General features: G+C 70.0%; 20 protein-coding genes. 5 read left to right on the top strand and 15 right to left on the bottom strand.

All coding sequences use genetic code 11. The annotated features are described in order from the left end of the window. Nucleotides 1-72 precede the first annotated feature (72 nt). A complete protein-coding gene (gene dnaE / locus AB0P41_RS18195) occupies nucleotides 73-3,609 on the bottom strand; it encodes a DNA polymerase III subunit alpha (protein WP_365932875.1) in 3,537 nt (1,178 codons plus the stop codon). A 169-nt stretch (nucleotides 3,610-3,778) separates the two neighbouring features. On the opposite strand from dnaE, the gene AB0P41_RS18190 reads away from it, so the two are divergent. From AB0P41_RS18190 to AB0P41_RS18180, 3 genes are read left to right on the top strand one after another with little or no spacing between them, the layout of a single operon-like run. Continuing rightward, nucleotides 3,779-5,104, top strand: coding sequence for a DUF2252 domain-containing protein (locus AB0P41_RS18190; protein ID WP_356716609.1), 1,326 nt, complete (start codon nucleotides 3,779-3,781; stop codon nucleotides 5,102-5,104). A gap of 57 nt (nucleotides 5,105-5,161) precedes the next feature. Next, a complete protein-coding gene (locus AB0P41_RS18185) occupies nucleotides 5,162-5,884 on the top strand; it encodes a hypothetical protein (RefSeq protein WP_356716607.1) in 723 nt (240 codons plus the stop codon). 48 nt (nucleotides 5,885-5,932) lie between these two features. Continuing rightward, entirely contained in the window at nucleotides 5,933-6,748 is an 816-nt protein-coding gene (locus AB0P41_RS18180) for a thioredoxin domain-containing protein (protein ID WP_356716605.1), read from the top strand. 158 nt (nucleotides 6,749-6,906) lie between these two features. Here AB0P41_RS18180 and AB0P41_RS18175 read toward each other — a convergent pair whose 3' ends face one another. Further along, on the bottom strand, nucleotides 6,907-7,485 hold the full coding sequence (locus tag AB0P41_RS18175) for a dienelactone hydrolase family protein (RefSeq protein WP_356716614.1): 579 nt from the start codon (nucleotides 7,483-7,485) through the stop codon (nucleotides 6,907-6,909). Nucleotides 7,486-7,522: 37 nt separating this feature from the next. Between AB0P41_RS18175 and AB0P41_RS18170 the strand changes: the two genes are divergently transcribed. Continuing rightward, nucleotides 7,523-8,665 (top strand): mechanosensitive ion channel domain-containing protein, encoded by a 1,143-nt coding sequence (locus AB0P41_RS18170; protein ID WP_365932874.1) that lies wholly within the window; start codon nucleotides 7,523-7,525, stop codon nucleotides 8,663-8,665. A gap of 24 nt (nucleotides 8,666-8,689) precedes the next feature. Here the strand turns inward: AB0P41_RS18170 and AB0P41_RS18165 are convergent, their stop codons facing one another. The 5 genes from AB0P41_RS18165 to AB0P41_RS18145 all read right to left on the bottom strand — a co-directional run bounded on the left by AB0P41_RS18165 (nucleotide 8,690) and on the right by AB0P41_RS18145 (nucleotide 13,398). After that, nucleotides 8,690-10,276, bottom strand: coding sequence for a Na+/H+ antiporter (locus tag AB0P41_RS18165; RefSeq protein WP_365932872.1), 1,587 nt, complete (start codon nucleotides 10,274-10,276; stop codon nucleotides 8,690-8,692). A 116-nt stretch (nucleotides 10,277-10,392) separates the two neighbouring features. Beyond that, nucleotides 10,393-10,869 carry a GNAT family N-acetyltransferase gene (locus AB0P41_RS18160; RefSeq protein ID WP_356716601.1) on the bottom strand — a complete coding sequence of 159 codons (477 nt, stop codon included), beginning with the start codon at nucleotides 10,867-10,869 and terminating at the stop codon, nucleotides 10,393-10,395. Then, nucleotides 10,866-11,807, bottom strand: coding sequence for an RluA family pseudouridine synthase (locus AB0P41_RS18155; protein WP_104789821.1), 942 nt, complete (start codon nucleotides 11,805-11,807; stop codon nucleotides 10,866-10,868). Before AB0P41_RS18155 ends, AB0P41_RS18160 begins: the two co-directional genes overlap by 4 nt. A 23-nt stretch (nucleotides 11,808-11,830) precedes the next feature. Further along, nucleotides 11,831-12,445, bottom strand: a complete 615-nt coding sequence (gene lspA, locus AB0P41_RS18150) for a signal peptidase II (protein ID WP_356716600.1) — start codon at nucleotides 12,443-12,445, stop codon at nucleotides 11,831-11,833. 206 nt (nucleotides 12,446-12,651) lie between these two features. After that, nucleotides 12,652-13,398, bottom strand: coding sequence for a TraR/DksA C4-type zinc finger protein (locus tag AB0P41_RS18145; protein WP_356716599.1), 747 nt, complete (start codon nucleotides 13,396-13,398; stop codon nucleotides 12,652-12,654). Nucleotides 13,399-13,977: 579 nt separating this feature from the next. Between AB0P41_RS18145 and ileS the strand changes: the two genes are divergently transcribed. Then, entirely contained in the window at nucleotides 13,978-17,127 is a 3,150-nt protein-coding gene (ileS, locus tag AB0P41_RS18140; protein WP_365932869.1) for an isoleucine--tRNA ligase, read from the top strand. A gap of 358 nt (nucleotides 17,128-17,485) precedes the next feature. Here ileS and AB0P41_RS18135 read toward each other — a convergent pair whose 3' ends face one another. The 8 genes from AB0P41_RS18135 to murG form a co-directional block, all read right to left on the bottom strand. Next, the gene (locus tag AB0P41_RS18135) at nucleotides 17,486-18,640 is read right to left on the bottom strand and encodes a DivIVA domain-containing protein (protein WP_356716597.1); all 1,155 of its coding nucleotides are present in this window, start codon (nucleotides 18,638-18,640) and stop codon (nucleotides 17,486-17,488) included. A 49-nt stretch (nucleotides 18,641-18,689) separates the two neighbouring features. Continuing rightward, entirely contained in the window at nucleotides 18,690-18,986 is a 297-nt protein-coding gene (locus AB0P41_RS18130) for a YggT family protein (RefSeq protein ID WP_104789816.1), read from the bottom strand. Between the two features lie 68 nt (nucleotides 18,987-19,054). Further along, nucleotides 19,055-19,666, bottom strand: coding sequence for a cell division protein SepF (gene sepF, locus AB0P41_RS18125; protein ID WP_031098945.1), 612 nt, complete (start codon nucleotides 19,664-19,666; stop codon nucleotides 19,055-19,057). Between the two features lie 127 nt (nucleotides 19,667-19,793). Continuing rightward, nucleotides 19,794-20,513 carry a YggS family pyridoxal phosphate-dependent enzyme gene (locus AB0P41_RS18120; protein WP_356716595.1) on the bottom strand — a complete coding sequence of 240 codons (720 nt, stop codon included), beginning with the start codon at nucleotides 20,511-20,513 and terminating at the stop codon, nucleotides 19,794-19,796. A gap of 6 nt (nucleotides 20,514-20,519) precedes the next feature. Continuing rightward, the gene (gene pgeF / locus AB0P41_RS18115) at nucleotides 20,520-21,251 is read right to left on the bottom strand and encodes a peptidoglycan editing factor PgeF (RefSeq protein WP_365932866.1); all 732 of its coding nucleotides are present in this window, start codon (nucleotides 21,249-21,251) and stop codon (nucleotides 20,520-20,522) included. A gap of 17 nt (nucleotides 21,252-21,268) precedes the next feature. Further along, nucleotides 21,269-22,483, bottom strand: coding sequence for a cell division protein FtsZ (gene ftsZ, locus AB0P41_RS18110; protein WP_356716592.1), 1,215 nt, complete (start codon nucleotides 22,481-22,483; stop codon nucleotides 21,269-21,271). 276 nt (nucleotides 22,484-22,759) lie between these two features. Next, the gene (locus AB0P41_RS18105; RefSeq protein ID WP_365932864.1) at nucleotides 22,760-23,554 is read right to left on the bottom strand and encodes an FtsQ-type POTRA domain-containing protein; all 795 of its coding nucleotides are present in this window, start codon (nucleotides 23,552-23,554) and stop codon (nucleotides 22,760-22,762) included. Nucleotides 23,555-23,603: 49 nt separating this feature from the next. Further along, nucleotides 23,604-24,698, bottom strand: coding sequence for an undecaprenyldiphospho-muramoylpentapeptide beta-N-acetylglucosaminyltransferase (murG, locus tag AB0P41_RS18100; RefSeq protein ID WP_356716588.1), 1,095 nt, complete (start codon nucleotides 24,696-24,698; stop codon nucleotides 23,604-23,606). Nucleotides 24,699-24,700: the final 2 nt, after the last annotated feature.

Genomic DNA, 24,700 nt, shown 5'->3' with positions numbered 1-24,700 from the left:
CACGGGCCGGCAGGCCGAGAGGGGCGCCCCGCCAGTGGCGGGGCGCCCCTCTCGTGGGTGCGGGGCGGGCCGTCAGCCGGCCAGGCAGGACGGGCCGAGCAGCACCTTCAGGTCGCCGAAGAGTGCGGGGTCCGGCTTGACGCGGTGCCGGTCGAGCCGGAGCACGGTGGTCTTGCGGGGGCCCTGGAGCCTGATGCGCACCTCGGTGTCGCCGCGGTGGTTGCTGAGGACCTCACCGAGCCGGCTGACCATGGGCGGGGTGACCCTGACCGTGGGGATCGTCAGGATGACGGGTGCGTTGGACCCGGCGTTGGAGATGTCGGGGACCTGCATCTCCATGGCGACGAGGCGCGGCACGTCCTCGCGCTTGTCGAGGCGTCCCTTGACGAAGACGACGGTGTCCTCGACGAGCTGGGTGGAGACCAGCTGGTAGGTCGCGGGGAAGAACATGCACTCGATGGAGCCCGCGAGGTCCTCCACGGTCGCGATGGCCCAGGCGTTGCCCTGCTTGGTCATCTTGCGCTGGAGGCCGGAGATGATGCCTCCCACGGTGACGATCGCGCCGTCGGAGTGCTCACCGCCGGTGAGCTGCGAGATCGCCGCGTCCGACTTGTCGGACAGGACGTGCTCCAGACCGAAGAGCGGGTGGTCGGAGACGTACAGTCCGAGCATCTCGCGCTCCTGCGCGAGCAGGTAGGACTTCTCCCACTCGATGTCGGAGAACTCCACGTCGAGTCCGAAGCCGGGTTCGCCGCTGTCCTCCTCGCCGCCGCCGAAGAGGTCGAACTGCCCCTCGGCCTCCTTGCGCTTGACCTGCACCACGTTGTCGATCATCGGCTCGTGGTGGGCGACGAGCCCCTTGCGGGTGTGCCCCATCTCGTCGAAGGCACCGGCCTTGATCAGCGATTCGACGGTGCGCTTGTTGCAGACGACCGCTTCGACCTTGTCGAGGAAGTCGGGGAACGTGGAGTACTTCCCCTTCGCCTTGCGGCATCTGATGATCGAGTCGACCACGTTCTGCCCGACGTTGCGGACGGCGGTCAGCCCGAAGAGGATCACGTCGTCACCCTGGGCGGCGAAGTTCGACTCGGACTCGTTGACGTTCGGCGGGAGCACCTTGATGCCCATGCGCCGGCACTCGTTGAGGTAGACCGCCGACTTGTCCTTGTCGTCCTTGACGGAGGTCAGCAGGGCCGCCATGTACTCGGCGGGGTAGTTCGCCTTGAGGTAGGCGGTCCAGTACGTGACGAGGCCGTACGCGGAGGAGTGCGCCTTGTTGAACGCGTATCCGGCGAAGGGCACCAGGACGTCCCACAGGGCCTTGATCGCCGCGTCGGAGAAGCCGTTCTTCTTGGCGCCCGCCTCGAAGAGGACGAAGTTCTTCGCCAGCTCGTCGGCCTTCTTCTTGCCCATCACACGGCGCAGGATGTCGGCCTCGCCGAGGGAGTACCCGGCGACGATCTGGGCGGCCTTCTGCACCTGCTCCTGGTAGACGATCAGGCCGTAGGTGAGCCCGAGGACCTCCTTGAGGGGCTCCTCCAGCTCCGGGTGGATCGGGGTGATCTCCTGCCGGGCGTTCTTGCGCTCGGCGTAGTTCGTGTGCGAGTTCATTCCCATCGGGCCCGGCCGGTAGAGGGCCGAGACGGCGGAGATGTCCTCGAAGTTGTCGGGCTGCATCTGGCGCAGCAGCGAACGCATGGGGCCGCCGTCGAACTGGAACACCCCGAGCGTGTCACCGCGGCAGAGCAGCTCGTACGTCTTGGGGTCGTCCAGGGGCAGGGAGAGCATCTCCAGGTCGACGCCCTTGTTGGCCTTCACCATCTTGATGGCGTCGTCCATGATCGTCAGGTTGCGCAGCCCGAGGAAGTCCATCTTCAGCAGGCCGAGCGACTCGCACTGGGGGTAGTCCCACTGCGTGATGGTGACGCCGTCGGTGTGCCGCACCCAGACCGGGGCGTGGTCGACGATGGGCTCGCTGGACATGATCACGCCTGCGGCGTGCACGCCCATCTGCCGGACGAGGCCCTCGACGCCCTTGGCGGTGTCGATGACCTTCTGGACGTCCGGTTCGTTCTCGTACATCCCCCGGATCTCGCCCGCCTCGCTGTAGCGCGGGTGCTTCGGGTCCGTGATGCCGCTGAGGTCGATGCCCTTGCCGAGGACGTCGGCGGGCATGGCCTTGGTGAGGCGGTCGCCCATCGCATAGGGGTAGCCGAGGACGCGCGCGGAGTCCTTGATGGCGTTCTTGGCCTTGATCTTGCCGTACGTGCCGATCATGGCGACCTTGTCGGCGCCGTACTTCTCGGTGACGTACCGGATGACCTCGACGCGCCTGCGCTCGTCGAAGTCGATGTCGACGTCGGGCATGGAGACGCGCTCGGGGTTGAGGAAGCGCTCGAAGATCAGCCCGTGGGTGATCGGGTCGAGGTCGGTGATGCCCATGGCGTACGCGACGATCGAACCGGCGGCGGAACCACGGCCGGGGCCGACCGCGATGCCGTTGTTCTTGGCCCACATGATGAAGTCGGCGACGACGAGGAAGTACCCCGGGAACCCCATCTGGATGATGATGTCCATCTCGTACTCGGCCTGCTTCTGCCGGTCCTCGGGGACACCGCCGGGGTAGCGGCGTTCCATGCCGACCCGGACCTCCTCCTGGAACCAGGTGACCTCGGTGAAGCCCTCCGGGATGTCGAACTTCGGCATCAGGTCGCGCTTCTCGAACATGCCGGCGGTGTCGATCTGCTGCGCGACCAGGAGGGTGTTGGCGCAGCCCTCCTGCCAGGCGTCCGAGGAGTCGACGGCGTACATCTCGTCCGTCGTCTTCAGGTAGTAACCCGTGCCGTCGAAGCGGAAGCGGTCCGGGTCGGAGAGGTTCTTGCCGGTCTGGATGCAGAGCAGCGCGTCGTGCGCGGTCGCCTCGTGGGCGTAGGTGTAGTGCGAGTCGTTCGTCACGAGCGGCGGGATGCCGAGCTTCTTGCCGACCCGCAGCAGGTCGTCGCGGACCCGGCGCTCGATGTCGATGCCGTGGTCCATCAGCTCCAGGAAGTACCGGTCCTTGCCGAAGATGTCCTGGTACTCGGAGGCAGCCTTGACCGCCTCGTCGAACTGGCCGAGGCGCAGACGGGTCTGCAGCTCACCCGAGGGGCACCCGGTGGAGGCGATCAGGCCCTCGGACCACTGGGAGATGGTCTCCTTGTCCATGCGCGGCCACTTCTGCAGCCAGCCCTCGGCGTACGCGTCCGAGGAGAGCTTGAAGAGGTTGTGCAGTCCGGTGCTGTTCGCCGCCCAGATCGTCTTGTGGGTGTAACCACCGGAACCCGAGACGTCATCCCGCTTCTGGTGCGGCTGGCCCCACTGGATCTTGCGCTTGTGCTTGCGGGACTCGGGGGCGACGTACGCCTCGATCCCGATGATCGGCGTCACACCCGCCTTCTTGGCCGAGTGGAAGAAGTCGTAGGCGCCGTGGAGGTTGCCGTGGTCGGTCATCGCGATGTGCGACATGCCCATCGTGTTCGCCGCCTCGAACATGTCCTTGAGCCGCGCGGCACCGTCCAGCAGCGAGTACTGGGTGTGGACGTGCAGGTGCGTGAATGGCGGCTTGCTCACGGCGCTGTGCCTCCGGGGAAACTGAGGATGACGGCTGAGGGGGACAGCGTGGAAGTCTACGTCTCCGAGGTGACAAGCGGCGGGCACTCCGGGGTACGGTCGCGCGTTGGAAGACCGGGGACGCCCGTCCCATTTGTCATGAACGCCATGTACCAGGAGGCACCCAGCGATGTCGGACACGCAGACCGGCGCAGAGCAGCGCGGGGAGCAGATCCTCGCAGTTTTCGACACCGCGTTCGGGCAGCTCCTGGCCGCCGACCCCGCAGCCTTCCGGGTCAAGTTCCGCAAGATGGCGGGCTCGGCCTTCGCGTTCTACCGGGGCTCGGCCGGCCTCTTCTACGCCGATCTGGACCGCGAGCAGCACACGGGCGCCTATCTGGACGAGCGCACGAGCAGGGTGTGGATCCACGGCGACCTGCACGCCGAGAACTTCGGCACGTACATGGACGCCAACGGCCGGCTCGTGTTCAACGTCAACGACTTCGACGAGGCCTATGTGGGCCCCTTCACGTGGGACCTCAAGCGCTTCGCCGCCTCGGTCGCCCTGATCGGTTACGCCAAGGCGCTGGGCGACGACCAGATCGGTGAGCTGGTCCGGGTCTACGCCGCCGCCTACCGCGAGCGGATCCACGCCCTGGCGACGGGCGCGAAGAACGACGAGGTGCCGCCCTTCACCCTGGACACCGCCGACGGCCCGCTGCTCGGCGCGCTGCGCGACGCCCGGGCGCTGACCCGGTTCGGTCTGCTGGACTCGATGACGGAGATCCGGGACTTCGAGCGCCGGTTCAGCGCCGACGGCGGCGCGATCGATCTGGACGCGGCGACGCGCTACAAGGTGCTCGCGGCGTTCGACGGCTATCTGGAGACGCTGCCGGAGTCGAGCCTCACGCGCCCCGACTCGTACCGCGTGAAGGACGTCGTCGGCCGCCGGGGCATCGGCATCGGGTCGGCCGGGCTGCCCTCGTACAACATTCTCCTGGAGGGCAACAGCGACGCCCTGGAGAACGATGTGGTGATCTACCTCAAGCAGGCGCAGACCCCGGCCGTGTCCCGGCACATCACGGACGCGGCCGTGCGGGACTACTTCCAGCACGAGGGACACCGCACGGTGATCTCGCAGCGCGCCCTCCAGGCGCACGCCGACCCGTGGCTGGGCTGGACCGAGCTGGACGGCTCCGGGCAGCTGGTCGCCGAGGTCTCGCCGTACGCGGTCGACCTGGACTGGTCCGACATCGACGAGCCGGAGGAGATCGCGGCAGTGGTCGCCGACCTCGGCCGGGCGACGGCGACGATGCACTCGGCGGCGGACGACGAGAGCGGCCACTCGCTGGTGCCGTTCTCCACGGAGCGCGCGATCGACGCGGCCATCGCGGCCGACGAGGAGGGCTTCGCCGAGCTGCTGGTGGACTTCGCGCACAGCTACGGCGCGCGCGCCCGTGCCGACCACCAGATCTTCGTCGACCTCTTCCGCAACGGCCGTATCCCGGGCCTCTAGCCGGCCCCGCAGGTCTTTAGGGCTCCCCTACAGGAACGCATGGCACACTCTCCGGCGATGGACGTATCAGGGACACCGATCAGAGCGGTACGCGCGGCGCTGTTCACCGCGCTCGTCGTCACGCTCTCGTCCGCGTCCCATGTGCTGCTCTCCCGGGTCCCCCTGCCGATGGCCGCCGTGGCCCTGCTGGCCGGGGCCGTCTTCGCCGTGGCGTTCGCGCTGGCGGGCCGGGAGCGGGGCTTCGGGGCGATCGCCGGGCTGCTGGTCCCGCTGGAGCTGGCCGCCGACACGGTGTTCACCACCGGCCAGCACCTCTGTTACGGGGCGGCGGGCGGCCCGATCGCGGGCCCGCTGCGCTCCGTGGGCGTCGACGTGCTCTGCGGCGAGCCGTGGGGCGGCGGCGACGGACTCTCCGGTGTGGCCTCGGTCGGCACCCCGCTGGCCGGGGTGACGGGCGAGGGCGGCCACGCCGCCGCTCTGCTGTCCTCCCCCGGCCCCGCTGTCCCCTGGCTGCTGCTGGCCGCGCACGTGACGGTCGGCCTGCTGGCCGCCGCCTGGCTGCGGCGCGGCGAGTCCGCGCTCGCGGGGCTGCTGTGCGCGGCGGCGGCCGTCGCCTTCCGGCCGTTGCTCACCGCGGTCGCCGTGGTGGGCACGGCGCGGCGCCGCGTGCGTTCCGGCGCCCGGCGCGCCGGGCGCCCGCACCCGCTCGCCCCGGCCCGCTTCCTGGTGCACTCCGTGGGACGGAGGGGCCCGCCGCGTCCGGCTCTCCTCCCTGCCTGAGTACGCGGTAAGTCCCCCGAGCCACCCCACACCTCCACGGAGCACCCCATGAGCAAGCGCAACAGCCAGGCCAACAAGAACGCCGCCCGCGAGCGGCTGCGCGCGGAGCGCGAGCGCCAGGCCAAGAAGGACAAGACCCGCAAGCAGATCGTCGTCGGCGTCTCGGTCGTCGCCGTGCTCGCGATCGCCGGCGGTGTCAGCTACGGCGTGATGCAGCTGAACAAGCCCTCCGCCTGGGAGGCCGCGGCGGACGCGAAGAACGTCACCGCCCCCAAGAACACCTCCGGTGACGACGGCACGACCGTCGTGATCGGCGAGTCGAGCGCCAAGAAGACGCTGGAGCTGTACGAGGACTCGCGCTGCCCGATCTGCGCCACGTTCGAGCAGGCGGTCGGCGAGACCGTGGCCAAGGACGTCGACGCCGGCAAGTACAAGATCAAGTACGTCGGTGCGACCTTCATCGACAACTCGGACAGCGGCGAGGGCTCGAAGAACGCCCTGAGCGCGCTCGGCGCGGCGCTGAACGTGAGCCCCGACGCCTTCATGGAATACAAGGCCGCGCTGTACTCCGCGAAGTACCACCCCGAGGAGACGAACGACAAGTTCGCCAAGGACAGCTACCTGATCGAGGTGGCGGACTCGGTGGACGCTCTGAAGGGCAACGCGGCGTTCAAGAAGGACGTCGAGGACGGCACGTACGACGCCTGGGCGGTCAAGATGTCCAAGGCGTTCGACAAGAGCGGGGTCCAGGGCACGCCGACCCTCAAGATGGACGGCAAGACGCTCACCGCCGAGGGCAGCAAGAACGCCCCCATGACGGTGGCCGACTTCAACGCGGCTGTCACCAAGGCACTGAAGGGCTGACAGGAGAGCCGGCGGCCCGGCGAGGGCCACCGGCGCAGTTCGGGCGTCATCCGGCCGGCAGGCGGGCGAACTTCCTCTGTTCGCCCGCCTGTTCGCGCCACCCGCCGGCCAGGGGCGTGGGAGGTACCCCCCTGGGTACGCGCGGCCCTGCCACGCGGCTACAGCGTGGCGAGGAAGCCGAGCGCCACCTTCCAGGTCAGTTCCGCGGCGTCCTGGTCGAAGTCGGGCAGCTCGGGGTCGGTGTAGAGGTGCCCGGCCCCGGGGTAGCGGTAGATCTCGACGTCGGCCCCGGTCCGCTGCATCTGGAGGTACCAGCTGTTCAGCCAGTCCGGCGACTCGAACACATCGGGGTCGGCGACGTGCAGCTGTACGGGCAGTTCCTCCACCGAGGCGTTCTCGGCGATGTCCGACGTGCCGTGGAGCAGCAGCAGGCCGCGGGCCTTGGCGTCACCGAGCGCGAGGGTCTGCGCCACGGACGCCCCGAACGAGAAACCCGCGTACACGAGGCCCTGGTCGGAGTAGGGCGCCGCAGCCAGGACGGCGCGCTTGAGCAGCTCGTCCTTGCCCACCTGCTCCTTGAAGGCCATTCCCTCCTCGACCGTCTCGAAGGTGTGCCCCTCGAAGAGATCGGGCACGCGCACCTCGTGCCCGGCTGCGCGCAGCCGCTCGGCGGACGCGTGCACGGCCGGCCTCAGACCGTAGGTCGAGTGGAAAAGCATGATGTTCATGCGGTCCATGGTGCCAGGCCTGCCCCGACTCTTGGAGGACGACGGAATGGAGAACATACTGCGGCCGCTGCTCGTGCTGGGCGGGTCGCTGGTGATCACTCTGCTGGTGGGGTGGCTGGTCGACCTGCTGCTGCGCCGTGCCGACGGCCGCCATCACGAGACCCCTCTCTGGGGCCTGCTCCGGCTCTGCCGTCCGCCCATGCAGGTGGTCCTCTGCACGGCGCTGCTGAGGGCCAGCTTCGATCAGCTCCGGGTCGACGTGGTGCGGGACCACCGGGAGACGATCGGCCAGGTCCTGACCCTGGTGCTGATCGCGGCCTCGGCCTGGCTGGTGATCCGCGTGGCCGCCACAATCGTGCAGTCCTCGTACGCCCGTTACGCGACCTCCACCCGTGATCCCGCCCGTGTCCGCCGGGTCCGGACCCAGGTCACGCTGATCCAGCGTGTGGTCACCGCGGTGGTGGCGACGGTCGCGGTCGCCGCGATGCTGCTCACCTTCCCCGCGATGCAGACCGTCGGTACCTCGATGCTGGCCTCGGCCGGTGTGCTCGGCATCGTCGCCGGTGTCGCGGCCCAGTCGACGCTCGGCAACCTCTTCGCCGGGTTCCAGATCGCCTTCGGTGACATGGTCCGGCTCGGTGACACCGTGGTGGTGGACGGGGAGTGGGGCACGGTGGAGGAGATCACCCTGACCTTCCTGACCGTGCGGACCTGGGACGAGCGGCGGTTCACGATGCCTGTGTCCTACTTCACGAGCAATCCGTTCGAGAACTGGTCGCGCGGCGGCCTGCAGATGAGCGGCACCGTCTTCTTCCAGCTCGACCACTCGGCCCCGGTCGCGGCGATGCGTGACCGGCTGCGTGACATCCTCGGCGAGTGCGCCGCCTGGGACGGCCGCGACTGGTCCCTGGCCGTCACGGACACCACCCCGACCACTATGGAGGTGCGGGCGGTGGTCACCGCGAAGGACGCGGACGACATCTGGACGGTGCGCTGCGCGGTGCGGGAGCAGATGATCGGCTGGCTCCGTGACCACCACCCGTACGCGCTGCCCCGTGTCGTGACGTCCCCGGCGGCGCTGCCGCCGGGGGACCACTGGCGGGAGCTGACGGGCGCGGACGCCGACCTGGCGTCATCCAACGGCCATGTGCCCACGCCGGGCAAGGCGCCCCGCACCGGACGCGGCTGAGCGGTCCCCGGGCCGGTGGGCCGGTCAGCGCAGGCTGCGTACGTCCAGGTAGCGCAGCACCCGGTCCACCACCTCGGGGTCCGACCCCGGCTCGCTGCGCGCCGCGAGCACGGCGTGACGGGCGGCGGACATCATCTCGCGCTGGATCCGGGCGACCTCCTTGAAGCGCTCGGCGCGCTGCGCGTACGCCTCGCGCCGTTCCTCGTCGACCATGTCGGGGCTGATCCGCGCCCCGATGTCGTACGCGGCTCGCTGCAGCCGCTCCAGGACCTCCTCGGGGAGTCCCTCGGTGTCCTGGACCTCCTTGAGGCGGGTCTTGGCCGCCTTGGCCGCCCGGATCGCGAGATCGCGCTCCAGTGTCTGCTCGGCCTCGGTGTCCGCCCGGACGCCGAGCTTGCGCACGAGCCACGGCAGGGTCAGGCCCTGGAGGACGAGGGTCACCATGATGACGACGAAGGCGATGAAGACGATCTCGTCCCGGCCGGGGAACGGCTTGCCGTCGTCCGTCTCCAGCGGGATCGCCAGCGCCAGCGCGACGGAGGCGACCCCGCGCATCCCCGCCCACCACATGACGACGGTCTCGCGCACGCCGGTGGGGATCTCCTCGCTGACGTCACGCCGGGTGTGCAGCCGCTTGGCGAGCCAGGCGGCGGGCAGCAGCCACAGGAGCCGGACGCCGATGACGACCGCGGCGACGGCGAGCCCCCAGCCCAGCAGGCGCGGTTCGTGCCCGTCGGCGGTGCCGAAGACGTTGTGGAGTTCCAGGCCGATCAGGCCGAAGGCGACGCCGGTGATGAGGGTGTCGACGATCTCCCAGAAGGACCGGCCGGTGAGCCTCCCGAGGACGTCGTCGGCGTCCGCGGTGTGTTCGGCGAGGAAGAGCGCGGTGGTGAGGACGGCGAGCACGCCCGAGCCCATCAGCTCCTCGGCGAGTACGTAGCTGACGAACGGCACGAGGAGGGTCAGGCCGACCTGGAGGGTGGTGTCTCCCAGGTACCCCATGAGTTTGATGGTGAGCCAGGCGAGCACCAGGCCGACCACCACGGCGACGACGGCGGAGAGGATGAGCAGTCCGAACGCGGCCGGCAGCGAGAAGGTGCCACTGACGGCGGCGGCGATCGCCACGTGGTACAGGACGATGGCCGTCACGTCGTTGAACAGCCCCTCGCCCTCCAGGATCGACACGAGGCGGCGCGGCAGCCCCACCGACCCGGCCACGGCCGTCGCCGCGACCGGGTCGGGCGGGGCGACGAGCGCCCCCAGGGCCACGGCGGCGGCGATCGGCAGACCGGGTACGAGCGCGTTCGCGACGGCCGCGACGGCCGCCGTGGTGACGAAGACGAGGGCGACGGCCAGCAGGAAGATCGGCCGCCGGTTGGCCGCGAACTGCCGCCAGGAGGTGCGCTGCACGGAGGCGTAGAGCAACGGCGGCAGGAGCGCCGGGAGGATGAACTCCGGTGGGATGTCCACGTCGGGCACGAAGCTGGCGAAGGCCATGACGATCCCGGCGAGAGTCATCAGGATCGGTGCCGGGAGCCGCAGGCGCTCCCCGAGCGGCACCGTGACCACCGCTCCGATCAGGAGCAGGAGCAGGAGCGCCATCTGGTCCACGTTGTGCCTTCCGCAGCGCGCGCGGGCCTCCGGGCCCGTGTTGATCAGCCGGTCAGATCTCCCAGCCTGTCACGCGCGCCCCGCTCACCTGCGGCAGCCCCCTGCGGGGCGCGCGGTCAGAGTGCGCGGCGCATGGCCCGGTGCGGGATCCCGGCGTCCGGGAACTCGGGGCCGTACGCCGTGTAGCCGAGCCGTTCGTAGAAGCCGAGCGCGTGCGTCTGGGCGTGCAGGTCCACGGCGGTCAGGCCGAGCGCGCGGGCCTGGTCCTCTATGGCACGGACCAGTGCGGCACCGACGCCCAGCCCGCGGGCCTCTCGGGTCACGGCGAGCCTGCCGAGCGAACCCACGGCCAGGTCGCCGCCGGTCCTGTCCGCCGCGTCCTCGCCGTGCAGGAGCCGTCCCGTGCCGAGCGCGGAGCCGTCCGCGGCCACGGCCACGACGTGCACCGCGGTGGCGTCATGGGCGTCGTACTCGATCTCCTCGGGGACCTGCTGCTCGCCGACAAAGACGTCCTTGCGGACCTGGAAGCACGCCGCGAGGTCGCTCTCGCCGAGGGCCCTGCGGGTGCTGTACGGGGCGGGCCCGGGGTTCATTCGCTCTCCGCGGCGATCGTGTCGAGGGCGTGGCGCAGGTCGTCCGGGTAGCCGCTCTCGAATTCGACCCAGCCGCCGTCGGCCGGGTGCTCGAAGCCGAGCCGGACCGCGTGCAGCCACTGCCGGGTCAGGCCGAGACGCTTGGCCAGCGTGGGGTCGGCGCCGTAGGTGAGGTCGCCGACGCAGGGGTGGCGGTGCGCGGACATGTGCACGCGGATCTGGTGGGTGCGCCCGGTCTCCAGCTTGATGTCGAGCAGGCTGGCCGCGCGGTAGGCCTCGATGAGGTCGTAGTGCGTCACGGAGGGCTTGCCCTCGGCGGTGACGGCCCACTTGTAGTCGTGCTGCGGGTGACGGCCGATGGGGGCGTCGATGGTGCCGCTCATCGGGTCGGGGTGGCCCTGCACGAGGGCGTGGTACTTCTTCTCGACGACCCGGTCGCGGAACTGCGCCTTGAGCAGGGTGTACGCCCGCTCCGACTTGGCCACGACCATCAGGCCGGAGGTGCCGACGTCCAGCCGGTGCACGATGCCCTGGCGCTCGGCGGCGCCCGAGGTCGAGATGCGGTAGCCGGCCGCGGCGAGGCCGCCGATGACGGTGGTGCCGGTCCAGCCGGGGCTGGGGTGGGCGGCGACGCCGACCGGCTTCATGATGACGACTATGTCGTCGTCGTCATGGACGATCTCCATGCCCTCGACGGGTTCGGCGACGACCTGGACCGGAGCGGGTGCCTGCGGCATCTCCACTTCCAGCCAGGCCCCGCCGTGCACCCGCTCGGACTTCCCGGCCACCGCGCCGTCCACCTGGACCTTCCCGGCAGCGGCCAGCTCGGCGGCCTTGGTGCGGGAGAAACCGAACATCCGGGAGATGGCGGCGTCGACACGCTCGCCCTCCAGGCCGTCGGGTACGGGCAGGGTGCGGACCTCGGGATACGTACTCACCAGTCGAGTATGCCTTGCGCCCGCTAGTCCTTGTGCACGGTGCCGTCGGGGTCCAGGCCCTTGAAGGAAAGGATCACGATGAGAATTCCGCCGCAGACGATCGCTGAATCGGCGAGGTTGAAGACGGCGAAGTGCGCGGGGGCGATGAAGTCGACCACCGCGCCCTTGAAGACCCCGGGCGCGCGGAAGATGCGGTCGGTGAGATTGCCGAGCGCTCCGCCGAGCAGCAGCCCCAGGGCGATGGCCCAGGGCAGGCTGTGGAGCTTGCGGGCGAGCCGGACGATCACGATGATCACGACGGCCGCGATGGCGGTGAAGATCACGGTGAACGCCTCGCCGATCCCGAAGGCGGCGCCCGCGTTGCGGATCGCGTCGAACTTCAGCCAGTCGCCGAAGATCTCGATCGGCTCCTCGTGCTCCAGCTTCGCGACCACGATCATCTTGCTGATCAGGTCCAGGAGGTAGGCGAGGACCGCCACGCCGAGGAGTACCAGGATCTTCTTCTTGCCCCGGCCGCTGCCGGGCTCGTCGCTCCCGGCCTGGGTCGAGCCCCCGGCGGGCTGCTGGGGCTCAGCCCCGTCGGCCCCCTCGGCATCAGGGATATCCGGCGTACCGATGATGCGCTCCGCCTCTGCCACGTGAGTCCCTCAACCTAGGTGCCTGACTGAGGACGAGGGTACGACACACCCGGGGGATCAGGGGCGTCAGGACCCGGACCGGCCTCCCGGCTCCCACGGCCCTCACTCCCCGTCCGGCTTCCAGGAGCCGCCGGGCCCTCCGTCCGGATCCGCGGTCGCCGGGGCCCTCCGGCCGGATCGGCCCCGGCCCGGACGGAAGGTGTCCCCTAGCCGCGCCGCTCCTGCTTCTGCTTGTCCTCCACGCAGAGCGTGGCCCGGGGGAAGGCCTGCATCCGCGCCTTGCCGATCGGCTTGCCGCAGACCTCGCAGAGCCCGTAGGTGCCCGCGTCGAGCCTGGCGAGCGCCCGCTCGGTCTGGTCCAGGGTCTCCTGGGCGTGGGCCGCAAGGGAGAGCTCGTGTTCCCTGGTGATGTTCTTCGTGCCGGTGTCCGCGTCGTCGTCCCCCGCTCCGTCCCCCGAGTCGCGCATCAGGCCGGCGAGCGCCGCGCCCGACGCCTCCAGCTCGGTACGCAGCCGCAGGACCTCACCGGCCAGCTCGGTCCGCGCCGCGTCGACCTCCTCCGCGGTCCAGGGGTCCTCCCCCGGCCTGACCGCCAGGTCTCCGGGCGCCGTCGCGGCGGCCCTGGCCGGGGGGACCGCGGTCGCGGTGCCCTCTCCCGCAGCCGTGGTCCGGGCCGCGCTCTTCTTGGCTACCACCGTGTGGACTCCTGTCTGCTCGGCGGCCTGAGCCGCCCCCGTGGCCTTCTTCGACGCCTTCTTGGCTGCGCTCTTCTTGCCCGTGCTCTTCTTGGCCGTGCTCTTCTTCGCCGGCTCGTGGTGCGCCGGGTCCTGGCCGGCCTGTTCCGGTTCCGGCGGATGTGCCGCCGTCCCCTTCCCGGCGGCCTTCTCCTCGGCAGCCGCAGCCGTGGATGTCCCGGACGCCGATCTCGATGCGGCGGTCTTCTTCGCCACCATGGCCGCGGCCCCTTCACATATTGTGATCTTGCACGCGAATCGTGCTGGGACGATAAGTCGACCCCAGCTCCGCGGCAACGGGGCACGCCGCCGGTTCGCCCCCTCCCGCTGCCGGTCGGTGGCGCGCCTGCAACCGTTGTGCCCAGCTCCCCGCCGGGTAATCCGCCTCCGCGCGCTCTCCGGAGACTCCGTCGGCCCCGACTGGCCATTCGGGTGCAAGCGCCTTCCACGCCGCCGTACGCCGAAAACCGGTCGGCCGTCGCCCGCGGGGGCCCGTACACTGGCCGCAGCGAGAGGCATGGACGGGACGAGTAGCGTCGTACGCAGCCAGGAGCGACCCGGGGACGGTGGGAGCCCGGGGGCGAGCGCGCCGTGAAGATCAGCCCGGAGCCGCCGGAAGAAAGCTTTGGACCGTGGGGTTCCGCCCCACGGGCACAAGGTGACTAGACCCGGCATCGCGACCCCAATGAGGGGGCCACGGGCGCGTGCCCGGGGCCAAGGAGGGTGGTACCGCGGGAGCTGACCAGGCTCTCGTCCCTCCGACGGAAGTGGAAGACGTCCGCCGGAGGAAGCCCGCACATGACATCGCCGCAGTACCGCCAGGTACCCGCCCAGGTCGACCTGCCCGCCCTCGAGCACGCCGTGCTCGACTTCTGGCGCGACAGCAAGGTCTTCGACAAGAGCCTCGAACAGTCCGAGGGCCGCCCCGAGTGGGTCTTCTACGAGGGCCCCCCGACGGCCAACGGCATGCCCGGGGCCCACCACATCGAGGCCCGCGTCTTCAAGGACGTCTTCCCGCGCTTCCGCACCATGCAGGGCTACCACGTCGGCCGCAAGGCCGGCTGGGACTGTCACGGCCTGCCGGTCGAGCTCGCGGTGGAGAAGGAGCTGGGCTTCAACGGCAAGAAGGACATCGAGGCGTACGGCATCGCCGAGTTCAACGCGAAGTGCCGTGAGTCCGTGACCCGCCACACCGACGCGTTCAGCGAGCTCACGACCCGCATGGGTTACTGGGTCGACCTGGACGACGCCTACCGCACGATGGACCCCGAGTACGTCGACTCCGTGTGGTGGTCCCTGAAGGAGATCTTCAACAAGGACCTGCTGGTCCAGGACCACCGCGTCGCCCCCTGGTGCCCGCGCTGCGGCACCGGCCTCTCGGACCACGAGCTCGCCCAGGGTTACGAGACGGTCGTCGACCCCTCGGTCTTCGTGCGCTTCCCGCTCACGTCCGGTCCGCTGGCCGGCGAGGCCGCGCTGCTGGTCTGGACGACGACCCCCTGGACCCTCGTCTCCAACACGGCCGTCGCCGCGCACCCCGACGTCGACTACGTGGTCGCGACCGACGGAGCGGAGAAGCTGGTCGTGGCCCGGCCGCTGGTCGAAAAGGCGCTCGGCGAGGGCTGGGAGCTCACCGGCGAGACCTTCACCGGCCGCGAGATGGAGCGCTGGACCTACGAACGCCCGTTCCAGCTCGTCGAGTTCCCGAGCGAGGCGCACTACGTCGTCAACGCCGAGTACGTCACGACCGAGGACGGCACGGGTCTGGTCCACCAGTCCCCCGCCTTCGGCGCCGACGACCTCCTCGTCTGCCGCTCGTACGGCCTGCCGGTCGTCAACCCCGTCCGTCCCGACGGGACCTTCGAGGAGGACCTTCCGCTGGTCGGCGGCGTCTTCTTCAAGAAGGCCGACGAGGCCCTCACCGAGGACCTGGCCGCACGCGGCAAGCTCTTCCGCCACGTCCCGTACGAGCACAGCTACCCGCACTGCTGGCGCTGCCACACGGCTCTGCTCTACTACGCGCAGCCGTCCTGGTACATCCGCACGACGGCGGTCAAGGACCGGCTGCTCCAGGAGAACGAGAAGACCAACTGGTTCCCCGACTCGGTCAAGAACGGCCGCTTCGGCGACTGGCTGACCAACAACGTCGACTGGGCGCTGTCGCGTAACCGCTACTGGGGCACCCCGCTGCCGATCTGGCGCTGCGAGGACGACCACCTGACCTGTGTGGGCTCCCGCGCCGAGCTGTCGGAGCTCACCGGCGCCGACCAGTCGGGGCTGGACCCGCACCGGCCGTTCGTCGACGAGATCACGTTCACGTGCTCGCACGAGAACTGCCAGCTGGAGGCGTACCGCGTCCCGGAGGTCATCGACGCCTGGTACGACTCGGGTTCGATGCCGTTCGCGCAGTGGGGCTACCCGTACAAGAACAAGGAGGTCTTCGAGTCCCGCTATCCGGCGCAGTTCATCTCGGAGGCCATCGACCAGACCCGCGGCTGGTTCTACACGCTGATGGCGGTCGGCACGCTCGTCTTCGACAAGTCCAGTTACGAGAACGTGGTCTGCCTGGGCCACATCCTCGCCGAGGACGGCCGGAAGATGTCCAAGCACCTGGGCAACACCCTCGACCCGATCCCGCTGATGGACCAGCACGGCGCCGACGCGGTCCGCTGGTTCATGGCGGCGGGCGGCTCCCCCTGGGCCGCACGCCGGGTGGGCCACGGCACGATCCAGGAGGTCGTCCGCAAGACGCTCCTCACGTACTGGAACACGGTGGCCTTCCAGGCCCTGTACGCCCGTACGTCGAACTGGGCGCCGTCGGCGGCCGATCCGGCCCCCGCCGACCGCACGGTCCTGGACCGCTGGCTGCTGAGCGAGCTCGGCGCCCTGGTGGACGGGGTCACCAAGGCTCTGGAGGGTTACGACACCCAGCGCGCCGGCAAGCTGCTCTCGGCGTTCGTCGACGACCTGTCCAACTGGTACGTCCGCCGCTCGCGCCGCCGCTTCTGGCAGGGCGACAAGGCGGCGCTGCGCACGCTGCACGAGGTCGTGGAGACGATCACCCGGCTCCTGGCCCCGCTGACGCCGTTCATCACCGAGCGGGTCTGGCAGGACCTGATCGTCCCCGTCACCCCGGACGCCCCTGAGTCGGTCCACCTGTCCGACTGGCCGAAGGCGGACCCGGCGGCGATCGACCCGGCGCTCTCCTCGCAGATGGCGCTGGTGCGCCGCCTGGTGGAGCTCGGCCGCGCCACGCGTGCCGAGTCGGGGGTCAAGACGCGGCAGCCGCTGTCGCGGGCCCTGGTCGCGGCCTCGGGCTTCGAGTCGCTCACACCGGAGCTGCGCGCCCAGATCACGGAGGAGCTGAACGTCTCCTCCCTGGCCTCGCTGTCGGAGGTCGGCGGCTCGCTGGTCGACACCACGGCGAAGGCCAACTTCCGCGCGCTGGGCAAGCGGTTCGGCAAGGGCGTCCAGGCGGTGGCCAAGGCCGTCGCGGACACCGACGCCGCCGCGCTCAGCCTGGCGCTGCGCGAGGGTACGGCCTCGGTGGAGGTCGACGGCGAGCGGATCACCCTCGCCCCCGACGAGGTCATCATCACGGAGACCCCCCGCGAGGGCTGGTCGGTGGCGTCGGACTCGGGCGCGACGGTCGCCCTGGACCTGGAGATCACCCCGGAACTGCGGGCCGCGGGGCTCGCCCGTGACGCGATCCGGTTGATCCAGGAGGCACGCAAGAACAGCGGCCTGGACGTGGCGGACCGGATCGCGGTCCGCTGGACGTCCACGTCCCCGGCGACGGCCGAGGCCCTGACCGCCCACGCGACGCTGATCGCCGACGAGGTCCTGGCCCTGGACTACGCGCAGGGCGACGCGGACGACACGTACGGCGCCCCGTTCGAGGACGAGGGCCTGTCCCTCACGTTCCGCCTCCGCAGGACGGAGCGGTAACCAGCAGCACACAGAGGGCCCGGCCGGACACGTTCCGGCCGGGCCTCTGCTGTTCCCCTACCCGCCCCTTCCCGAACCCGGGGCTGCGTCCCGGCCCCCGCGTCTCGGACGCCGGCGAGGCTGGAACCGCGGCCCTGGGAACCGAACCGAGCGGGGCAGGATCACGCCCCTCCGGCGATTGAGGAGCGGGGGTCCCGGGGCAGAGCCCGCCCATACAAGCCCCTCCGGCCATTGAGGAGCGGGGGCCCGGGGGGCAGAGCTCACGGAAACAGGGCACGCAAAAGGGCCGGGCCCCGGGAAAACCCGGGGCCCGGCCCTCAGCCTGCCGACGGCTACGCGCTCAGCGAGCGCGAGCCGCTCAGTTGTCGTCCTCGTCGATCAGGAACCCGCGCATCGGCGAAGGCGCCTGCTGCATCGGCTGCGGCGCCTGCGGCCGCACCGGTGCCATCGGCTGCGTCATCGCGGGCGACATCTGCTGCTGACCGCCGCCGTACGACGGGCCACCGCCCATCGACTGGTTGCCGCCGCCCATCTGCTGGTTGCCGTGACCACCGTGGTTGCCACCCATGGTGTGCCCCATCGCACCCGCACCGGCCGGAGCCAGCGAAGGCGACGGCGGCAGCGAGGCGGCGGCGGGGGTCCGCGGCGGAGCGAGCGAGTCGTCGGCCTGGGTCTCCAGCTGACGCAGCTGGCTCTCCAGGTAGGACTTCAGACGGGTCCGGTACTCGCGCTCGAAGCCACGCAGATCCTCGACCTTGCGCTCCAGCGTCGCGCGGGCGGACTCCAGCGAGCCCATCGCCACGCGGTGCTTCTCCTGCGCGTCCCGCTCCAGGGCGTCCGCCTTGGCACGGGCGTCACGCTCGAGGCCCTCGGCACGGCTGCGCGCCTCACCGACGATCTTGTTGGCCTCGGAACGGGCCTCCGCGATCGCCTGGTCGGCGGTCTGCTGAGCAAGCGAGAGGACACGGGCGGCGCTGTCGCCACCGGGACCGCCCTGACCGGGCTGCTGCATCTGCTGCTGCTGTTGCATCTGCTGCATCTGCTGCTGCGGTGCGTGACCGCCCATGGGGCCGCCCATCGGGCCACCCATGGGACCGCCCTGCATCGGACCGGGGCCGTGCGGGCCCTGCGGGCCGGGGCCGTGGCCACCCTGGGGGCCATGGCCGCTGGGACCGGCAGGCAGCTGCGGAGCTCCACCGGGCAGCTGGGGGGGACCCATCTGCGGGGGCTGCTGCTGCTGTACCGGCGGACCAGATATGGCGGCGGGCACCGGGGCCCCTGGCCGGTCCTGCTGCTCCGGCGGTTTACGCATTCCCTGCTGCTGCTGGTTCTGCGCGGCGGCACGCGTGGCCGCGGCCAGCTTGGCGCGCAGGTCCTCGTTCTCACGGAGCAGTCGGGTCAGTTCCGATTCGACCTCGTCGAGGAAGGCATCGACCTCGTCCTCGTCATAGCCTTCTCGGAGGCGGACGGTCGTGAACTGCTTGTTCCGCACGTCCTCGGGGGTCAGCGGCATCTCTTCTTCACCTCTACGTAGTCGTCGGCAGTCGGCAAGACCGTATCGTTTACACGCTGCTCGCAAGCTTGCCCACGAGGTTGAGCAGAATGTAGACGATGATCATCAGAACGAAGAAGGACAGGTCAAGTGCCACGCCCCCGAGACGCAACGGCGGTATGAACCGCCGCAGAAGCTTCAGCGGTGGATCCGTGACAGTGTAAGTGCCCTCGAGAACGACCACCATCGCCTTGCCTGGCTGCCATGAACGTGCGAACTGGAAGACATAGTCCATGACCAGCCGGAAGATCAGCACGATGAGGAAACACATCAGCGCGATATAGACCACATCCAGTGCGATGCCCATGTCCCGCGCTTCCCTCTCCCCTGGCTCTCGTAGCCCCGGCCACCCGGCCGGGTTTGTTCCCGGTGTTCTCAGCTCTGGTTGAAGAACCCGCCCTCTGCGATGCGGGCCTTGTCCTCCGCCGTGACATCGACGTTAGCAGGCGACAACAGGAACACCTTCTGCGTCACACGCTCAATGCTGCCATGGAGACCGAAGACAAGTCCCGCGGCAAAGTCGACAAGTCGCTTCGCATCCGTGTCGTCCATCTCCGTGAGATTCATGATCACCGGAGTGCCCTCGCGGAAGTGTTCCCCGATGGTACGGGCCTCGTTGTAGGTCCTGGGGTGCAGCGTGGTGATCCTGTAGGGCTCCCGCTCGGACACGACCTTGGGCATGATCACCGGTGCGTTCTTCTCCATGTTCGGGCGGTCAGGTGTGATAGATGCCACGGGGGCGATTCGGGCGGGTCGTCCGCTTTCCGCCGGGAGCTGAACCGGTTCCCGTGGCGCAGGGGGCTGTACCGATCGCACCGGTTCGTCCCGTTCCCGCTCCACAGGATGCGCGGGCTGATGCCGCCGCCGGTCCCGCTCGGGCTCCGGCTCGGGTTCGAATTCGTCGTCGGGGTCGAACCCCGGACCGTCGTACCCATCGTCCTCCACGAGGCCGAGGTAGACCGCCATCTTGCGCATCGCGCCGGCCATGCTCCGAGTCCTCCGCTCTGTGGTGGATCGGCATTCGTGTCACCAAGTGCCCGAGATCCACTCCGGCCTGCCCGCTTCGAGCGGGAATGACCATATTTTCTGCTGTGGTCCGACTTGCTTCGCGACGTTACCCGAGCCGGGGTCGGACTCCGAGTACCGCCGTACCGACGCGTACATGTGTCGCCCCGGCCGCGACCGCGTCCTCGAGATCCGCGCTCATCCCAGCAGAGACCATGTTCGCAGCCGGATGGTTCCCGCGCAGGCGGGATGAGAATTCCATCAGGCGGTCGAACGCGGCCCGTTGCCGGCCGGCGTAGGGGCCTGCTAGCGGGGCGACGGTCATCAGGCCGTCGAGTCTGAGACCTTCCGCCGCTTCCACCGAGGCCGCCAACTCCTCGATCCGGTCCGGCGCGACCCCGCCCCGCTCCCCTCGCTCGCCGCTCTCGGCGTCGAGGGCGACCTGGATGAGGCAGCCGAGCTCGCGCTCACCCCGGACGGCCGCCGCCGAGAGCGCGGTGACCAGCTTCGCGCGGTCCACCGACTGCACGACATCGGCATAACCGGCCACGGACCGGACCTTGTTGGTCTGCAGCTGTCCGACAAAGTGCCATGTGAGCGACAGATCCGCACAGGCCTCGGCTTTTGGTGCCGCGTCCTGATCGCGGTTCTCCGCGACCTGTCGCACACCGAGTTCGTGCAGAATGCGCACATCGCTCGCCGGGTACGTCTTGGTGACCACGATGAGGGTCACCTCTTCCCGCTTACGGCCGGCCGCGGCACAGGCGGAAGCAATACGTTCCTCCACCTGTGCCAGGTTCGCCGCGAGTTGAGCCCTGCGATCCGTCATGTCCTATCAGTCCAACCAGACATATCCGGCGAGCCGTCCAGTGGTGCGGTCGCGGCGGTACGAGAAATGGTCGCCGGATTCCAGGGTGCAGAACGGCGAGCGGTGGAGGTCCCCGACGCCGAGCTCCGCGAGCTGGGCGTGGACCCCGGCCGTGACGTCCACCGCGGGTGTTCCCCAGGCGGTCTCCGACCACGACGCCGGGACGGCCTCCGCGACCTCCGCGCGCATCTGCTCCGGAACCTCGTAACACCGTCCGCAGACGGCCGGTCCGGTGTGCGCGGTGATCCTGGAGGGTTCCGCCCCGAGTTCGATCATGGCCTCGACCGCGGCCGGTACGACTCCCGCGACCAGACCGGGCCTTCCCGCGTGGGCGGCGGCGACGACACCCGCCGCCGGATCGGCGAGCAGTACGGGCGTGCAGTCGGCGGTGAGCACCGCGAGCGGGAGTCCGCGCCGCGCCGTCACCACCGCGTCCACCGCGGGGATGTCCGCGGTGTCGCCCCAGGGGCCCTCGACCACGGCCACGTCGCGCCCGTGCACCTGGTTCATCCAGACCACCCGGTCCGGGTCGAGCCCGAGGGTGCGGGCCGCGCGGGCGCGGTTCGCGCCGACGGCGGCGGGGTCGTCACCGACCGCACCGCCGAGGTTGAGCTCCTCGTACGGAACGGCGCTCACTCCGCCCCACCTGTCGGTGAAGGCGAAATGGGCGCCGCCCGCCGAAGACTCCGCGGCTTTCACCGCGTGCTGCGGACCTATCACTTCAAGAAGTCCGGTACGTCCAGCTCTTCGGCCTGGCTGTCCTGGTAGGGACGGGCCGTCGGGACGTGCGGCGGGTTGACCGGCGGCAGCGAGGTCTCGTTCGCCGCCGGCGCCGGCTCGGCCGGCGCCTGGGGCTCCTCGCGCGGGGGCACGGAGCCCAGCCCGCCGGTCTGGCGCGCGGGCTCGGCGGTCCGGGCCGGCGGAGCCGACTCCTCTCGCTTGCCGGCACCGGCTCCGAGGACGTTCTCCCGGCGGGCCGGCGGCTGTCCGCCGTCGAAGCCCGCGGCGATGACGGTGACCCGCACCTCGTCGCCCAGCGCGTCGTCGATGACCGCGCCGAAGATGATGTTCGCCTCGGGGTGGGCCGCCTCGCTCACCAGCTGCGCGGCCTCGTTGATCTCGAAGAGACCGAGGTCGCTGCCGCCGGAGATCGAGAGCAGGACGCCGCGGGCGCCGTCGATGGACGCCTCCAGGAGAGGCGAGGAGATCGCCATCTCCGCGGCGGCCACCGCGCGGTCGTCGCCGCGGGCGGAGCCGATACCCATGAGCGCCGATCCGGCCTCGGACATGACCGACTTGACGTCGGCGAAGTCGAGGTTGATCAGGCCCGGGGTGGTGATGAGGTCGGTGATGCCCTGGACACCCGAGAGCAGCACCTGGTCGGCCGACTTGAACGCGTCGAGCACGCTGACCTGGCGGTCCGAGATGGACAGCAGCCGGTCGTTGGGGATGACGATGAGGGTGTCGACCTCTTCGCGGAGTTCGGCGATGCCGTCCTCCGCCTGGTTCGCGCGTCGCCGGCCCTCGAACGTGAACGGGCGGGTGACCACACCGATCGTCAGGGCGCCCAGCGAACGGGCGATGTTGGCGACGACGGGTGCGCCGCCGGTGCCGGTGCCGCCGCCTTCTCCGGCGGTGACGAAGACCATGTCGGCCCCCTTGAGGACCTCCTCGATCTCCTCACGGTGGTCCTCTGCCGCCTTACGACCGACGGCCGGGTTCGCCCCGGCGCCGAGGCCACGGGTGAGTTCACGGCCGACGTCGAGCTTGACGTCGGCGTCGCTCATCAACAGTGCTTGCGCATCGGTGTTGATCGCGATGAACTCGACGCCCTTGAGACCGACCTCGATCATTCGGTTGATGGCATTGACACCACCGCCGCCGACACCGATGACCTTGATGACTGCGAGGTAGTTCTGCGGTGCTGCCACGTCGAAGGCCTCTCGCCTCGAGTTACGTGTCGTCGCTTCGCGGTAGTCCCGCCGCGACGACGGATGCCGATTGGGTCGGTCCGAACGCCGACCCAAACCCTAACCTTGAAGTTTAGGGTTACCAGTGTGTCTGCTTCTTGGACTCTTCCGAACAGGACACTAAGTCGACAAGTGGCGCACGTTCAACGAACACGCCGAACCTCCCGTTTTTCTTTTCACCCTATGTGATCACCCGTAGCGCTGACCAACCAGGGGGCTGGCCTGGCCAAACACGCGTCAACTCTTCGACACCGCAGGGGCGGTGGGAGCGCTCACGTCGAAGTGTCCCGCTTTGGGAGACGCTTTCATGAGAGCGGTGAGAACCCGCGCCTTCACGGGCCCCTCCTCACTGCTGCCCCACATCACGGTCCGTCCCCGGGTCAGTTCGAGGACGGTGGAGTCGTACGAGGTGACCCGTACGGTCTCCGTCTCCCTGGCCACCTGCCCCGGAAGGTCCCCCGCGACACGGACCGCTTCGCGCAGCAGACGGTCAGTGCCGAAGCGGCGCAGGCTCGCCGACTGATCGGGCGTCAATTCGAGCAGCGGTACACGCGGCGGCGCTTTGTCCACGGTTGCGAAACGCACACCCTTTGCGTCCACTTCGATGAACTTCGCGCCCTTTTCGATCAACAGGACCGGTTTCCGTTCGGTCACCTCAAGACTGACACCGTGTGGCCATGACCGTACGACATCCACGGAATCGATACGAGGCAACTTCTGGCGCAACCGGTCCGCGATCGCCTCGGTGTCCACGGAGATCAGCGGGGAGCCGACCGGGGCCGCCGCGGCGGTCTCCACCTCGCTCCGCGTGAGCACGTCCGTGCCGGTGGTCGTGACCCGTTCCAGCCTCAGCCAGGACGAGCCGTAGAGGACCCAGGCCGTGGCCGCGGCGGTCAGCACCAGGCCGACAGCGGCCAGGACGAGCCGCGTACGGCCTGTCAGTCCGCGCCCCTGGGGGCCGATGTGCGGCGGGCGGGCGGGGGTGTCGGCCCGCTCGGCCTCACCGCGCTGGGCGGTCGTCGGTCCGGCCACGCTCGCTCCTTCGCCGGACCCGGGGCGCGCGCCCCGGGTCCGCACCGCCTCACGCCTTGCGGCGTGCGGCAATCGCTTCGTACACCATGCCGACGAGCAGGTCGTCGGCGTCCCGTCGCCCGAACTCCGCGGCGGCACGGGACATCTCGTACAGCCGGTGCGGGTCCGAGAGCACCGGAAGGACGTTGCCCTGCACCCATTCCGGAGTGAGCGCCGCGTCGTCCACCAGCAGACCACCGCCGGAGTTGACCACCGGCTGGGCGTTGAGCCGCTGTTCGCCGTTGCCGATCGGCAACGGGACGTAGGCGGCGGGCAGCCCGACGGCGGAGAGCTCGGCGACGGTCATCGCGCCCGCGCGGCAGAGCATCATGTCGGCCGCGGCGTACGCCAGATCCATCCGGTCCACGTACGGTACCGGGATGTAGGGCGGCATCCCCGGCATGTTGTCGATGCGCGGCATTTCGTTCTTCGGGCCGACCACGTGCAGGATCTGGATCCCGGACCGCTGGAGCAGCGGTGCGATCCGCTGGACCACCTCGTTGAGGTGGCGGGCGCCCTGCGAGCCGCCGGAGACGAGCAGCGTCGGCAGGTTGGGGTCGAGACCGAAGGCGGCACGCGCCTCCGGGCGGACCCGGGCCCGGTCGAGGGTGGCGATGGTGCGGCGCAGCGGGATGCCGATGTAGCGGGCGCCGCGCAGTTTGCTGTCCGGGGTGGAGACGGCGACGCCGTGGGCGTACCGCGAACCGATCTTGTTGGCCAGGCCCGGCCGGGCGTTGGCCTCGTGGACGACGATCGGGACCCCGGCGCGCTTGGCCGCGAGGTAGCCGGGCAGGGCCACGTAACCGCCGAAGCCGACCACGCAGTCCGCCTTGGTGCGCTCCAGGATCTGCTCGGCGGCCTTGATGGTGCCGCGCAGCCGCCCCGGGACGGTGATCAGCTCGGGTGTGGGCTTACGCGGCAGCGGTACGGCAGGGATCAGTGCCAGTTCGTACCCCCGCTCGGGTACGAGCCTGGTCTCGAGTCCGCGCTCCGTGCCGAGGGCAGTGATTCCCACGGTCGGGTCCTGCCTCCGCAGGGCGTCTGCGAGGGCAAGCGCGGGCTCGATGTGCCCGGCGGTCCCCCCGCCGGCGAGTACGACATGCACCG

Origin of the sequence: Streptomyces sp. NPDC079167, assembly GCF_040686735.1 — a bacterium.
Lineage (GTDB): Bacteria > Actinomycetota > Actinomycetes > Streptomycetales > Streptomycetaceae > Streptomyces.
The sequence above is the reverse complement of the archived record's forward strand: the minus strand, read 5'-3'. Positions and strand labels throughout refer to the sequence as shown.

Excerpts from the sequence above, each read along its gene's own strand:
- AB0P41_RS18190 (WP_356716609.1), top strand. The coding sequence starts at position 3,779 with ATGTCGGACACGCAGACCGGCGCAGAGCAGCGCGGGGAGCAGATCCTC.
- AB0P41_RS18185 (WP_356716607.1), top strand. The coding sequence starts at position 5,162 with ATGGACGTATCAGGGACACCGATCAGAGCGGTACGCGCGGCGCTGTTC.
- AB0P41_RS18180 (WP_356716605.1), top strand. The coding sequence starts at position 5,933 with ATGAGCAAGCGCAACAGCCAGGCCAACAAGAACGCCGCCCGCGAGCGG.
- AB0P41_RS18175 (WP_356716614.1), bottom strand. The coding sequence starts at position 7,485 with ATGGACCGCATGAACATCATGCTTTTCCACTCGACCTACGGTCTGAGG.
- AB0P41_RS18170 (WP_365932874.1), top strand. The coding sequence starts at position 7,523 with ATGGAGAACATACTGCGGCCGCTGCTCGTGCTGGGCGGGTCGCTGGTG.
- AB0P41_RS18160 (WP_356716601.1), bottom strand. The coding sequence starts at position 10,869 with ATGAACCCCGGGCCCGCCCCGTACAGCACCCGCAGGGCCCTCGGCGAG.
- AB0P41_RS18145 (WP_356716599.1), bottom strand. The coding sequence starts at position 13,398 with ATGGTGGCGAAGAAGACCGCCGCATCGAGATCGGCGTCCGGGACATCC.
- ileS (WP_365932869.1), top strand. The coding sequence starts at position 13,978 with ATGACATCGCCGCAGTACCGCCAGGTACCCGCCCAGGTCGACCTGCCC.
- AB0P41_RS18135 (WP_356716597.1), bottom strand. The coding sequence starts at position 18,640 with ATGCCGCTGACCCCCGAGGACGTGCGGAACAAGCAGTTCACGACCGTC.
- AB0P41_RS18130 (WP_104789816.1), bottom strand. The coding sequence starts at position 18,986 with ATGGGCATCGCACTGGATGTGGTCTATATCGCGCTGATGTGTTTCCTC.
- sepF (WP_031098945.1), bottom strand. The coding sequence starts at position 19,666 with ATGGCCGGCGCGATGCGCAAGATGGCGGTCTACCTCGGCCTCGTGGAG.
- AB0P41_RS18120 (WP_356716595.1), bottom strand. The coding sequence starts at position 20,513 with ATGACGGATCGCAGGGCTCAACTCGCGGCGAACCTGGCACAGGTGGAG.